The organism is Bacillus sp. FSL K6-2944, from assembly GCF_038005385.1.
Classification (GTDB): Bacteria; Bacillota; Bacilli; order Bacillales; family Bacillaceae_G; genus Bacillus_A; species Bacillus_A cereus.
Genome location: NZ_JBBOTE010000001.1, coordinates 1,566,610 through 1,579,994 on the forward strand (window position 1 = coordinate 1,566,610; position 13,385 = coordinate 1,579,994).

Below are 13,385 nucleotides of genomic sequence, written 5' to 3' on the forward strand. Positions count from 1 at the left end.
TCGCTTCATATTATCTCTCTTTATAAAAGAATTGTTATAGGTTCTTCTAAATAATGTTTAATTGTGCGTAAAAATGCAGCTGCTGGTGCACCGTCTAGTACACGATGATCGAATGTTAAACTTAAAGGTAACATACTACCTTTTTTTAATTTTTTCCCTTTATATACAGGAACATGTTCAATTGCGCCAATACCTAAAATGCCAGTCTCAGGTGTATTTAATACCGGTGTGAAATATTCAATACCAAAGCTACCTAAATTACTAATTGTAAATGTCGTTCCGTGCATATCATCACTACTTAAGCTACCTGCTCGCGCCTTTTGTGCCACATTCTTAATCTCTTTAGACAATTCTACTAAAGATAAATTATTTGCAAAGCGAATAGCTGGAACGATTAACCCTTTTTCTAACGCGACTGCCATGCCTAAATGCACATGTTCAAATTGATGAATTGCATCATCTATATAAGCGCTGTTCATTTCTTTATGCTCTCCAAGTGCTAATACAGCAGCACGCGAGACAAAATCCGTAATAGTTAATTTATTATCATCTCTTTTTTGTACAACTTTCGCTATTTCTTTATGTAAAGCAACTAAATCTGTTACATCTACTTTCATCGTTAACGTTAATTGTGCGCTATTTTGTAAGCTTGCGTGCATACGATTTGCGATCGCTTTACGCATACCAGTAACAGGAATCACGTTACTTTCTTCTTGTTCAGATATTTCCGGAACGTTTACTCTTACCTCAAGTGCTTTTAATACATCTGCCTTTGTAATCCTTCCGCCAGGACCTGTACCAACTAATGCCTTGATATCCAGATTTTCAGACTTTGCAATTTTCTTGGCTACAGGTGAAATTTTAATTCTTTGCTTCGATACTTCTTTCCCATTTGCTTCTTGATTTTGTACATTTTGTACTTCTATATTAGATGTTTTTTCTTCTACAACATGTGTGCTTTCCTGCATTTCTACTTTTTCATTCGGTTTACCGATGTAGCAAATTACAGTACCAGGCGGCACTCCTTCATCTTCACTTACAGCTATATCAAGTACTGTACCATCAGCTGGCGCTTCAATTTCCGTTTCAATTTTTTCTGAATTAATACTAGCAATTAGTTCTCCTTTTGCTACATTATCGCCTGCTTTAATATTCCAGCTCGTAATAATACCTTCTTTCATCGCCATACCTAACTTCGGCATTACAACTTCTACAGCCATGTCTCTCTCTCCCTTCTCATCGTTTTATTACACATGTAATAAAGATTGGTCTCCGATCATTTCTGATACAGTTTCAATTACTTTTTCTGGTGTTGGCAAATACAACTTTTCAAGTGGTGGTGAGAACGGAACAGGTGTATGTGGTGCTGTAATTCGTTTAATAGGTGCATCTAACAAATCAAAACCTTTATCCGCTACAATTGCCGCAATATCTGTTGCCATACTACATCTAGGATTCGCTTCGTCAATGACGATAAGACGATTTGTTTTTTCAACAGATGATAAAATAGTATCTTCATCAAGTGGTGATAAAGATCGTGGATCAATTACTTCTACTTCAAGCCCCTTTTTCGATAATTGCTTTGCAGCTGCAAGCGCTGTATGAACTTGCTTTCCGATTGCGACAATTGTTACATCAGAACCTTCCCGTTTAATATCTGCTTTTCCTAATGGAATTGTATAGTATCCTTCTGGCACTTCACCTTTCATATTGTAAAGTGTTTTATCCTCAAAGAAGATTACTGGATCATCATCTTCAATTGCCGCTAATAATAAGCCTTTTGCATCATACGGTGTGGAAGGAACAACAACTTTAATACCTGGTATGCTCGTAAATAATGCGTACAAACTTTGTGAATGTTGAGCTGCTGCACTAAAACCAGCTCCATGCATCGTACGTACTGTAACGGGTACTTTTGCTTTACCTCCAAACATATAACGGAATTTCGCACCTTGGTTTAATACTTGGTCAAGACAACTACCGATAAAATCATTAAACATTAACTCAGCTATCGGACGTAACCCAGTTGCAGCAGCGGCCATCGCAGCTCCCATATAACCCGCTTCAGAAATTGGTGTATCCAATATACGATTTCGGCCAAACTCTTGTACAAGTCCTTTCGTAACACCAAGCACACCGCCCCAAGCTTCATCATCTTGCAGGTGATCAACTTGTGCACCGCCTGCAACGTCTTCACCTATTAAAATTACATTTTGATCACGACGCATTGAGATTTTCATTGCTTCATTAATTGCAGTTGACATACTTACTGTTCTAGTCATAATTTTTCACCCTCCTCTTATTTGTAAGAAACGTATACATCTTTTAATAATTCTTCATCGTCTGGGTATGGACTATTTTCACTAAATTCAATGGATCTTTGTACTGCATCATCTACTGCTTTTTCCATATCAACAAGTTCAGATTCCGTTAATAAACCTTCATGAATTAAATGCTTACGGAAATTCACAATTGCATCTCTTTCGTTTAAATGTTCTTCTTTTTCTTCTGATGTTTTATATGTTTGTGCTTCACCTTCGAAATGACCATAATTACGATATGTCATACATTCAATAATTGTTGGACCATCACCATTACGTGCACGTTCCACTGCTTCTGCAGCAGCTTTATATACAGCTAGAAGATCTTTTCCATCTACTTGAACACCTGGAATATTATAAGCTTTTGCACGATCAGCAATAGAATCACAACTTGAAGCATATTCAAATGTAGTTGCTTCACCGTAACCGTTATTTTCTGCAATAAAAATAACTGGTAACTTCCAAATCGCCGCTAAATTAACCCCTTCATGGAATGTTCCTTCATTATTTGCTCCGTCACCGAAGAAGCAAACACTTACATCTTTTGTTCCTTTATATTTAGCTGTTAATGCTGAACCGCAAGCAAGTGGGAAACCCCCGCCTACAATGCCATTCGCACCAAGCATTCCTTTATCTAAATCGGCAATATGCATGGAACCGCCTTTACCTTTACATAATCCTGTCGCTTTCCCGAAAAGTTCAGCCATCATACCATTTAAATCACAACCTTTTGCGATACAATGTCCATGACCTCTATGTGTACTTGTAATACTGTCACTATCCGTTAAGTGGGCACATACACCAACTGCTACCGCTTCTTCACCTGCGTATAAATGAACGAAACCTGGCAAAACGCCTTGCGCGAACAATTCATGCACCTTATCTTCAAACTTACGAATTTCTAACATTTTTTCGTACATCCAACGAGCTTGTTCTTTCGTAATTTCATTCCCTTTACTTTCAGTTGTTTTTAACATGTCCAGCCCTCCTATTTTCTTGTTCGTCCTTTATATTGCAAGTATTGTGCCAATTTCGAATCCTTGTTTTAATAGGTTTTCTCTATCTTTTAACAATAAAAAAGTGGACAAAATGAGACGTTTGTCTCGTTTTGTCCACTTTTGTTCCCTTAATAAGAGAATTGTTACTTTATTCATTATCAAAGCTCTTCTGTAATTTTCGGATGTAAATAATTTGACCAATATGATATGCATTATGAGTTGTTACATTCGCTAGCACTTCCCACCACTTTGCAGAAACAGGAAATCCCACTACATCACTTTCAACCTTTTCTTCATTTATGAGATTTTGCCATTGTAACAGTTTTTCTAGTAGTTTTTCCCGTAATTCATCGAAAGTTTGATTATCTGAGAGCATAAAACTTTTGTTATTATCTCCTATAGCGGGTACTGCATTCACATTTGATTCTTTATACCTAGTTTGCCAAGTAGAGTTCCAATACAGTAAATGTTGTACGATTTCAGCTATACTATTACTCTCTTCATTCGGTTTCCAGAAAGCTTCCCTCTCAGACAAACCCTTAACTGCATCTGAAAATGGCATATACCAACTGGGATCATTTGCATTTGCTAATAACTGATCTGCTAATACAGCTTTTACATGGACCATTTTTCTTCCCTCATTTCATTATCATATTAATATACACTACTCTATATACGCTGATTCCCTATAATCCCCTTTTTTTACATACAAATTGATTTCATACTAAATGTAAGAATAATAGATTTTCTTATCATAACTCGTTATGATAAAAGAAAAAGAAAGCTGGCGAAAAATGAATAAAAAAATCGCAATAATTACTGGAGCCTCAAGTGGATTTGGACTATTAACTACACTCGAACTCGCAAAAAAAGATTATTTAGTTATCGCTACAATGCGAAACCTTGAAAAACAAGGAACCTTACTATCCCAAGTTACTCAACTTAACTTACAGCACAATATAAAAGTTCAACAATTAGATGTAACAGATCAAAATTCTATACATAATTTCCAATTATTTTTAAAAGAAATTAATAGAATAGATCTCCTTATAAATAATGCAGGATATGCAAATGGGGGCTTTGTAGAAGAAATCCAAGTAGACGAATATCGAAAGCAATTTGAAACGAACCTTTTTGGAGCTATATCAATTACCCAGCTTGTTTTACCATATATGAGAAAACAAAGAAGTGGAAAAATCATTAATATAAGCAGCATTAGCGGCCAAGTTGGATTCCCTGGTTTATCTCCTTATGTATCTTCAAAATATGCATTAGAAGGCTGGAGTGAATCGCTTCGCTTAGAATTAAAACCTTTCGGAATAGATGTCGCTTTAATTGAACCTGGTTCTTACAACACAAATATATGGGAGGTTGGTAAACAACTAGCTGAAAACCAATCTGATACAACATCTCCTTACAAAGAATATATGGATAAAATACAAAAACATATTAATAGCGGTAGTGATACATTTGGTAATCCGATAGATGTTGCTAATAAAATCGTTGAAATTGCTGAAACAAAGCGCACTACTTTACGATATCCTATTGGAAAAGGTGTAAAATTTATGATCTTTACGAAGAAGATTCTTCCTTGGAGATTGTGGGAATACCTTGTTTTGAGAAGCTTTAAGAAGATGTAAATATAAAGAGTAACTATCAAGATAAATAATGGTAGCTACTCTTTTTAAATATTCATCATGAAAAACCAAAACGACATTAGTATGTAGAAAGAGGATCAAAATAAAGTAACATTGAAACCATAAAAACAAATGCAAAGAATCCAATTATAGAAAGAATATATTCCTTTGTCTCTCTGCTATACTTCCATTCCATCCATACGCGTAATAAGGAAATTGCTCCAAAATAAGTAAGTACAGCAATTCCTATATTAGCATTTTCTACTTTGAACAGATAAATAAAACTTACTATAAGATATACGATAAAAAGACCTATTTCTAATTTTACATGTAAACTATTTACATGCTTATATATCCAAGCATTGCCCTTTGGCATATTTAGTTTTTTTCTTAAAAACTTTTCTAAAAAATATCCTCCAATTATCATAATAATAACTATAATCCAAATAGTAGAGTTGCCCATTGCATTCCCTCCTATTAAATTAATTATGTTTTCGTAACAAAATGGATTATATATTTTTTAATATGTAGATAATGTATTCATTTTCTTTATCTTCTTTAGTAGTAGTTTTATCAAGACATGTTTTATGTATTTGTATAACAACAATCTATTTCCCATCCCTTTTGTTTCGGGATGTTTAATCCTTTTTCTTTCTATTTTTTCAAAAACGAATATAGATAGTACCGATAAAATTAATAGAGTTATTTTTATAATTGACAGAAAACCCTATCCTTTTATTTTCTTACTTGCATTTTCTCCGGCTGATCACTCGGATACGTGGCATTCCTTTTATTTTCTACGTCCCAACTGATGATGCACGTGTTCTAAAACATTGTGAATATTTTCTTTAAGTGTTTTATCATTTCTGTTCATAGCATTATACAAATTTACAGGTGTTTCATATCGGCGTTCCCCGCATTCTAATACTCCATCTGTCACCATCACAATTCGGTTCTTTCCAGTACGTAATTCACGAATACCTGATGAATAACAAGGAACAGGTAAATCAAATGTGTTTACATTTCCAATCCATTCGTAAAAATGACGTTGATTTAATGCATATTGTCCTAACTTATGTAACTCTTCATGAAATACATACACTAAACAATCACCAATAGAAATCCACCATATATAATTTTCTTTTCTTACACATAGTAAGCAAGCTGTTTCACCTTGTATTCTTTTGCACTTTTCCTTAAATGAAGATGACTGAAAAATTGTAAGTATATGATTTTCAACATACTGAAATACTGTATCAATTGGTTCATTCAAAATTACGCTTATATTTTCATATTCTTTTTCGATTGTATTTACTACTAAATCAACACTTTCTGCACTATTATGTCCATCTAATATAGCTGCAAATTCCCATTCACCATTTGACCAAACTAATGCACCATCTTCGTTCTTTTTTGCTCCGGCACTAATATTCCCACCATATGCACCGAGCACGATATCACCATATTGCTTTACCGAAATTTCGTCTAAACACATTTCTCTACTTCCAACCCATGAATGTTGTCTATTATTTTTTGTATGCATATTCACTCACCATATACTCTCGTATTCTTTCGCATAGTTTTTTGATTTTCGCTGCGTCACCATATGGTGCGCCAGTCCATTTCGCTATCTCGCTTGGTGACCAAAACTCTTTTGGTGTATTCGGATAACGCGGAATAATGTGCATATGCATATGTGGTACACCATTTCCTGAAACAAAAGTGTAAATATGCTCTGCACCTTCGCTTTCTTTTAGCGCTTTACTTACTCTACTTGTTATAAGTCCGAACGCTTTCGCTTCTTCATCTGTTAGTTCAGCAAGTCCAGGTACATGTCTTTTTATATCTATCATTACATAACCCAGGTATGTTTCTTCACTATCCCAGTGGACATGTCCAACGTAAACGAGTTCATCTTCGTAAATAGCTCCACCTGGAACTATAATATTTCCTTTATGCTTTTTGCAAATGAAGCAGTTTTGTTCTACTTGATTGTTTGTTGACATATTCATCACCTTCCTTTTCATATATAATATCACAAAAAAAGGAAAAACAGGTTTTGTATTCCGAATTTTCATTCTTTTGATACAGCAATTTTTGAAATGAATTTACACCTCATTATTTCTTCAAAAACGCAATCCCAATTATAATCCCAATCACAATTCCGATTACTAAATTATTTGTAAAGTGACCTTGAAATACACCAATTACAACCCCTATACCGACACCTATTGCCAAAGCATCATTTCTTTTTTTATTTTTAGCCAATATTGCATCTCCTCCTACCATTTCTCGCTAAATAGCATACATTTACTTGAATGTATTAATATACGCACTATCTCGCTTAAATATTTCTAAAAAATGTACTGTAACTTCACATATAATATTTTCCATTTTCTGTACATACTCCTTTTATATTGAAAAATTTTCAAGTAACTATTAATTATACATAGGCATTTACTATAAGAAAGCTTCGTAATTTATTGAAGGAGGAACAATTCAAATGTATCCTCATTGGAATCCAAATATAAATCAACAGTATGTTTATTCCACCCATCCCGCAAGGAATACATTGCATCATGATTCACAATATATGATGCGGCGTATCGTAAGTCTTGAAAGTCAATTAACTAAATTAATCTCATTAATCGAGGAAAATAATCAATTCATTAAATCAATGGAACAACAACAAAACCAAGTTTGTGCACCAGCTGGAGGTTCTGTTATCGTTCATATGTAATCTAGATGCAATAAAAAACACACTTTGTATTATAAAAGTGTGTTTTTTGGTCATTATTTTCTTTTCGTATGGAACCCTTGTGTAATTCGATCTAATATAATTGCGATTACTACGATAGCTAATCCAGCTTCAAATCCCATTCCGATATTAACTTGTGTTACAGAGCGATATACATCAACTCCAAGCCCTGGAGCTCCTACAAGTGATGCTGTTACAACCATCGATAACGAAAGCATAATGCTTTGGTTCACACCAGCCATAATCGTTCCGGTTGCAAGTGGTAATTGTACTTTAAATAGTTTTTGTGATGCTGTGGATCCAAACGCATTCGCTGCTTCAATTAAATCTTCTGGAACTTGTCTAATCCCTAAGTCAGTAAAACGAATTGTCGGTGGCATTGCAAAGATTACCGATGCAATAATTCCAGGTACTACACCAACTCCGAAAAATGTAATCGCTGGAATGAGGTATACGAATGCCGGCATTGTTTGCATAAAATCTAATGTTGGCTTTAAAAATTTTGAGAAACGCTCATTTTGAGATGCTAATATACCAATTGGAATTCCGACAATAATTGAAATAATAACAGACGTAAGTACGAGTGCTAATGTTTGCATCGTTTGTGCCCAGTAGTTAATATTCAAAATGAATAATAATCCAATAAGCGTAAAAATGACTAAAGATAATTTCCTCGTTGTGTACCAAATGAAGAAACACAAGATAATAATCATCAATATGGCAGGTATTATTGTTAAAAAATTAGTGAGTAAATCAACGAATCCACCAATAATATAAGAGAATCCTCGGAATAAGCCTTCAAAGTGCTCATATAAACTTGCAACAAATGAGTCGACCCATTCCCCTAATGGAATACGTGGTATACTATTCATCGTCTTTCACCTCTTCCTCAATGTTTCCTGCAAGAGCTTGAATGACACTTTCACGTTTAATAATTCCTCTTAGCCTTTTCTTCTCATCGATTACTGGTAAGGGATATTTCATCTCTGCCATTTTTGCATATGTCTCTTCCAGTAAAGTATCCAAATACACATGCGGAATATCATTAAGTAATAAATCAGCAATCGGCCACTGTTTTTGTACTGCTTTACTCGCATCATCCGCAGTTAATATACCTAAAAACTCATACTTTTTGTTTACAACATATACAGTTGAGACGCCTGCATTCCTCATAATTTGAAGAGCCACACGAGGTCCACGATCAATTAATAAAGTTTCTGGTCGTTTTAAAATAGACTCAGCCGTAATTACTTTTCCTAAATTCACGTCCGCAACAAACTTTTCTACAAATTCATTTGCGGGGCTCATCATAATTTCTTCTGGCGTTCCAATTTGGACGATTTCTCCATCTTTCATTAATGCGATACGATCTCCAATTCGAAGCGCTTCATCTAAATCATGCGTAATAAATATAATCGTTTTTTCCATTTTATCTTGTAACTCTAACAATTCATCTTGCATTTCTTTTCGAATAAGTGGATCTAATGCACTAAATGACTCGTCCATTAGTAATACATCTGGATTATTCGTTAGTGCCCTTGCGATTCCAACGCGCTGCTGCATACCACCACTAAGTTGACTTGGATAATTATCTTTATGATGATCGAGTCCTACTAACTGTAGCGATTCTAACGCTTTTTTCTCTCGCTCTTCAACCGGAACTCCTTGTATTTCTAAACCATATGCAACATTTTGTATAACTGTACGATGCGGAAATAGAGCAAATTTCTGAAATACCATACTCATTTTCGTTCTTCTTACTCTCCGTAACTCTTCTTTTCCCATCGTTGCGATGTCTTCACCATCTATATATATATGACCTGCAGTTGGTTTAATCAATTGATTTAACATACGAACTAGCGTAGATTTCCCGCTGCCAGACAAACCCATAATAACGAAAATCTCTCCAGAGTAAACTTCAAACGTTGCTTTTTTCACCCCAACGTTCATTCCTGTCTCTTTTAAAATTTCCGATTTACTTTTTCCTTCTTTTAATAAGGAAAGGGCTCTTTGCGGATGTTTCCCGAATACTTTTGTTACGTTTTCAACACGCACCTTTGTATTATCCATGTCACTACTCCTTTTCTACCCATCTATTCACATAGTGTTGCGATTTTACAAAGAAATATTACATAAAAATGACATTCATAAGATTTCTTTAAAATTCTCGTTTCCGTTCATAATAAGAATGCTTACTTATACATTTATTTTATAAGGCAAACGTTACTTAGGAGGTTTTCGATGCGAAAGAAAATTTGGTTTATATGCCTTGCATTATTTATTACTATGATTTTCACTTCATGTAATGCAACAAATGCAAATTCGAAAGGAAAAATTAAACTTGGTGTAACAAGTTGGAAAGAAAATATTGCAACTGCAAACATGTGGAAAGTTTTATTAGAAGAAAAAGGCTACAAAGTTGAGCTCATGTATTTAGAAAAAGCCGCAATTTGGACTGGTGTCGCTCGTGGCGATGTTGATGCGAATTTAGAAGTATGGCTACCAGTTACAGATAAACCGCTAAACGATCGTTATAAAGATGATATTGTCTTAAAATCAAAATGGTACGAAGGTACTGGACTAGGTTTAGTCGTCCCTTCTTATATGAAAAACATAAACAGTATCGAAGATTTAAATGCTCATAAAGATGAACTAGATAATAAAATTGTCGGTATCGAACCCGGTAGTAGTCTTATGAATTTAACGAATAAAGCAATGAAAGAATATGATATAAAACTAAAACTTGTCCAATCTTCTGAAGCTGCGATGATGAGTGAACTAAAGAAAGCATATACAAAAAAGAAACCAATCGCTGTTACGCTTTGGAATCCGCATTGGGGTTTTTCAGAATTTGACTTAAAATATTTAAAAGACCCTAAGAAAGTATATGGTGAAAAAGATGACATTTATTACTCCGTTCGTAAAGGTTTCGAAAAAGATCACCCAGATGTTATAAAATACTTTGATAAATGGAAAATGAACGATGAACAGCTCGGTACGTTAATGGTCATGTTAAATAAAACAAAAGATCCTGAAGAGGCTGCGCGAAAATGGATTAAAAAAAATCAAGCATTAGTTGATGAATGGGTAAAGGATTAATAAAAAGGCTAGAGAATTAACATATCCTCTAGCCTTTTTCATCTTATTTTTTCGTAACAACGTCATCTACAATCCCATATGCCTTCGCTTCTTCTGCAGTCATAAAATAATCTCTTTCTGTATCATGTGCTACTCTTTCAATCGGTTGGCCTGTTTTTTCTGCAATCATTTTATTAATATCATGCTTTAACTTTAATATTCTTTTCGCAGTTATTTCAATTTCTGTTGCTTGCCCTTGTGCACCACCAAGCGGCTGATGAATCATAATTTCACTGTTAGGAAGCGCAAACCGTTTTCCTTTTGCTCCTGATAATAATAACAATGCACCGAATGATGCCGCAAAGCCCATGCATAGCGTTTGCACATCTGGTTTAATTAAATTCATCGTATCTAATATTGCAAAACCTGCTGTCGTTGAACCTCCTGGGCTATTGATGTATAAATATATATCTTTTTCTGCATCTTCTGCTTCTAAAAATAATAATTGCGCTACGACACTACTCGCTACTTGATCGTTAATTTCTGAGCCGATAATAATAATGCGGTCTTTTAATAACCTTGAATATATATCATAGGAACGTTCTCCTAATTTTGTTTGTTCTACTACATATGGAATTGTATTCATTTTAAATCCCTCCAATACTTGTTATGCTGCGCAAAGCATACAACTGTAGGAAGAAGGGTTTTTCACATTAAATAATAACACTGGCTGTTTAGATGGTAACTTAGTAAAATCTATTGTCGGAAGAAGTTTCGTTAACAATTCTGGTCTTTCCTCACGAATAGATGTTACAACAACTTCAATATCCTCTGTGAATTCGACTATCTCAATCCCTTCTTCACTTACAGTTTTCAGCCTATTTCTACTCCGAAATAAAGAAGCCTTTACTGCACCTTCTGATACAGAACACACTTTAGCAATATCAGCGATACTATATTGAAAAACATCTTTTAATAATAAAATTGCGGATTGCTGTACATTTAATGAAGACAATACTTTCCCTACCATTTCATGCAAATCTGCAATGTTCTCATGTGGTTCTTCAAAAGTGATTTGTTCTCTTATTTTTTCATGAACAGACTTAGACTTTATCTGATCTAACCAACGATTTCTTGCTATTTTATAGACGAGTGTCATACAAATATCTTTATTTCTATATTTTCGAAGCACTTTACACACTGTTTCTTGGGCGAGATCTTCCCCATCCCATTTGTTTTTCGTTAAAAAAGTACAGTATCTTTTTAACTCTCCATATTGTTCAATTAAAAAGTTTATATTTGAATGATTCATATCGATATGGTTCTTTAAAACATGAGTTACTTTTGTGCACAAAATAACCACTCCTTTTCAGCGCTTACTTAATAAACGATTCAACATTAAAAAAAGTTACGGGGATATAAAAAAATAATGTTTATGTTCAATAATTCGCGGTCATAAATATGTTATGTACAATTTTACGTGAGGAGGAACAAATTTGCCAAAATTAACAATTGAAGGTGCGGGAACTTTTGATGTGAAAGAAGGAACAAAGTTAGTATTAGCAATTGAAGATAGCGGTGTCAACATTCTTCATCGTTGCGGCGGGAATGCACGTTGCACAACTTGTAGAGTAGAAATACTAGCAGGTGATTTCTGTGAAGCGAGTGCGAATGAGAAACATGCAATGACGGAAAAAGGGATTGAAGATCATTTACGATTATCTTGTCAAATGCGTGTACATAAAGATATAGTCGTTCGTCCGGTACTTACAGTTGAAAATTCAGGTCTTGATGCTGGACCGCGTCCGGCAGAGTAAAGCGATGAATTTAAAACAGCTCGCTGGCGAATATGCCGCTAACTTTGTAAATGATGGCATGAAGATTGGGCTTGGTACAGGTTCTACTGTATATTGGACAATACAAAAATTAGGTGAGCGTGTAAAAGAAGGATTATCATTTCAAGCTGTACCGACATCAAAGGAAACTGAAGCATTAGCACATCAACTAAATATCCCCCTAATTTCGTTAAATGACGTACAAAGTCTTGATCTTACAATTGATGGAGCGGATGAAATTGATTCAAATTTACAACTTATAAAAGGCGGTGGCGGTGCATTACTTCGTGAAAAAATCGTTGCCTCTTCCTCTAAAGAACTAATTATCATTGCTGATGAATCGAAACTTGTAACACATTTAGGTACTTTTCCATTACCTATTGAAATCATCCCTTTTTCATGGAAACAAACCGAAAATAAAATTCAGTCTTTAGGATGTCAAACAACATTACGTTTGAAAAATAATGAAACCTATATAACCGATAACAATAACATGATTATCGATTGTATATTCCCTAATCATATTTCTAATCCTGCCCATTTACACACTCAATTAAAAATGATTACTGGTGTAGTTGAAACAGGGTTGTTTATAAGTATGACGAGTAAAGTAATTATCGGCGCTAAAAATGGGATAAAGGAATTGTAATAAAAGCTAACTTTTTAAAGTTGGCTTTTTAGTATGTTCTTCTCTTTATAGTGCATTATTATGATATACTATGAAAACACAAGCTGATTACACTAGAAAGGACTGAACA

17 protein-coding genes and 1 pseudogene are annotated in these 13,385 nt (G+C 34.5%); 5 read left to right on the forward strand and 13 right to left on the reverse strand.

Features of this window, described 5'->3' with window-relative positions:
* Positions 1–20: 20 nt before the first annotated feature.
* From MHH55_RS07895 to MHH55_RS07915, 5 genes are read right to left on the reverse strand one after another with little or no spacing between them, the layout of a single operon-like run.
* Positions 21–1,220: a dihydrolipoamide acetyltransferase family protein gene (locus MHH55_RS07895; protein ID WP_000257774.1), complete on the reverse strand. Its 1,200-nt coding sequence runs from the start codon at positions 1,218–1,220 to the stop codon at positions 21–23.
* Positions 1,221–1,247: 27 nt separating this feature from the next.
* The gene (acoB, locus tag MHH55_RS07900; protein ID WP_078187985.1) at positions 1,248–2,282 is read right to left on the reverse strand and encodes an acetoin:2,6-dichlorophenolindophenol oxidoreductase subunit beta; all 1,035 of its coding nucleotides are present in this window, start codon (positions 2,280–2,282) and stop codon (positions 1,248–1,250) included.
* Positions 2,283–2,299: 17 nt separating this feature from the next.
* Complete coding sequence (gene acoA, locus MHH55_RS07905; RefSeq protein WP_000921277.1) at positions 2,300–3,298, reverse strand: acetoin:2,6-dichlorophenolindophenol oxidoreductase subunit alpha; 999 nt, start codon at positions 3,296–3,298, stop codon at positions 2,300–2,302.
* Positions 3,299–3,328: 30 nt separating this feature from the next.
* Entirely contained in the window at positions 3,329–3,475 is a 147-nt protein-coding gene (locus MHH55_RS07910) for a hypothetical protein (protein ID WP_162900592.1), read from the reverse strand.
* Positions 3,468–3,947, reverse strand: a complete 480-nt coding sequence (locus MHH55_RS07915) for a DinB family protein (RefSeq protein ID WP_071713672.1) — start codon at positions 3,945–3,947, stop codon at positions 3,468–3,470. Before MHH55_RS07915 ends, MHH55_RS07910 begins: the two co-directional genes overlap by 8 nt.
* A gap of 166 nt (positions 3,948–4,113) precedes the next feature.
* Here MHH55_RS07915 and MHH55_RS07920 point away from each other — a divergent pair, with 166 nt between their 5' ends.
* Positions 4,114–4,959: an oxidoreductase gene (locus tag MHH55_RS07920; RefSeq protein WP_001034794.1), complete on the forward strand. Its 846-nt coding sequence runs from the start codon at positions 4,114–4,116 to the stop codon at positions 4,957–4,959.
* Positions 4,960–5,035: 76 nt separating this feature from the next.
* Here the strand turns inward: MHH55_RS07920 and MHH55_RS07925 are convergent, their stop codons facing one another.
* From MHH55_RS07925 to MHH55_RS07940, 4 genes and pseudogenes are all read right to left on the reverse strand, one after another.
* Complete coding sequence (locus tag MHH55_RS07925) at positions 5,036–5,419, reverse strand: DUF4181 domain-containing protein (RefSeq protein ID WP_000528448.1); 384 nt, start codon at positions 5,417–5,419, stop codon at positions 5,036–5,038.
* 272 nt (positions 5,420–5,691) lie between these two features.
* Positions 5,692–6,451: pseudogene (locus MHH55_RS07930) on the reverse strand (PP2C family serine/threonine-protein phosphatase).
* A 31-nt stretch (positions 6,452–6,482) separates the two neighbouring features.
* Positions 6,483–6,983 carry an HIT family protein gene (locus MHH55_RS07935; protein ID WP_071739455.1) on the reverse strand — a complete coding sequence of 167 codons (501 nt, stop codon included), beginning with the start codon at positions 6,981–6,983 and terminating at the stop codon, positions 6,483–6,485.
* Positions 6,984–7,074: 91 nt separating this feature from the next.
* Complete coding sequence (locus MHH55_RS07940) at positions 7,075–7,245, reverse strand: hypothetical protein (RefSeq protein ID WP_033689096.1); 171 nt, start codon at positions 7,243–7,245, stop codon at positions 7,075–7,077.
* Between the two features lie 214 nt (positions 7,246–7,459).
* Between MHH55_RS07940 and MHH55_RS07945 the strand changes: the two genes are divergently transcribed.
* Positions 7,460–7,696, forward strand: coding sequence for a hypothetical protein (locus tag MHH55_RS07945; protein WP_048656175.1), 237 nt, complete (start codon positions 7,460–7,462; stop codon positions 7,694–7,696).
* 53 nt (positions 7,697–7,749) lie between these two features.
* Here MHH55_RS07945 and MHH55_RS07950 read toward each other — a convergent pair whose 3' ends face one another.
* Complete coding sequence (locus tag MHH55_RS07950; RefSeq protein ID WP_001084759.1) at positions 7,750–8,586, reverse strand: ABC transporter permease; 837 nt, start codon at positions 8,584–8,586, stop codon at positions 7,750–7,752.
* Complete coding sequence (locus MHH55_RS07955) at positions 8,579–9,784, reverse strand: quaternary amine ABC transporter ATP-binding protein (protein WP_000370606.1); 1,206 nt, start codon at positions 9,782–9,784, stop codon at positions 8,579–8,581. The genes MHH55_RS07950 and MHH55_RS07955 overlap by 8 nt, the downstream gene beginning before the upstream one ends.
* Before the next feature lie 171 nt (positions 9,785–9,955).
* On the opposite strand from MHH55_RS07955, the gene MHH55_RS07960 reads away from it, so the two are divergent.
* Positions 9,956–10,813 carry a glycine betaine ABC transporter substrate-binding protein gene (locus MHH55_RS07960; RefSeq protein WP_001227615.1) on the forward strand — a complete coding sequence of 286 codons (858 nt, stop codon included), beginning with the start codon at positions 9,956–9,958 and terminating at the stop codon, positions 10,811–10,813.
* A gap of 43 nt (positions 10,814–10,856) precedes the next feature.
* On the opposite strand, the gene clpP is transcribed toward MHH55_RS07960, so the two are convergent.
* Both clpP and MHH55_RS07970 read right to left on the reverse strand, forming a co-directional pair.
* On the reverse strand, positions 10,857–11,438 hold the full coding sequence (gene clpP, locus MHH55_RS07965) for an ATP-dependent Clp endopeptidase proteolytic subunit ClpP (RefSeq protein ID WP_001092372.1): 582 nt from the start codon (positions 11,436–11,438) through the stop codon (positions 10,857–10,859).
* A gap of 21 nt (positions 11,439–11,459) precedes the next feature.
* Positions 11,460–12,146, reverse strand: coding sequence for an RNA polymerase subunit sigma-70 (locus tag MHH55_RS07970; protein WP_078187195.1), 687 nt, complete (start codon positions 12,144–12,146; stop codon positions 11,460–11,462).
* A 142-nt stretch (positions 12,147–12,288) separates the two neighbouring features.
* On the opposite strand from MHH55_RS07970, the gene MHH55_RS07975 reads away from it, so the two are divergent.
* Together MHH55_RS07975 and rpiA are read left to right on the forward strand one after the other, a co-directional pair.
* Positions 12,289–12,609: a 2Fe-2S iron-sulfur cluster-binding protein gene (locus MHH55_RS07975; RefSeq protein WP_001125388.1), complete on the forward strand. Its 321-nt coding sequence runs from the start codon at positions 12,289–12,291 to the stop codon at positions 12,607–12,609.
* Positions 12,610–12,613: 4 nt separating this feature from the next.
* Entirely contained in the window at positions 12,614–13,276 is a 663-nt protein-coding gene (rpiA, locus tag MHH55_RS07980) for a ribose 5-phosphate isomerase A (protein ID WP_001049982.1), read from the forward strand.
* Positions 13,277–13,385 lie beyond the last annotated feature (109 nt).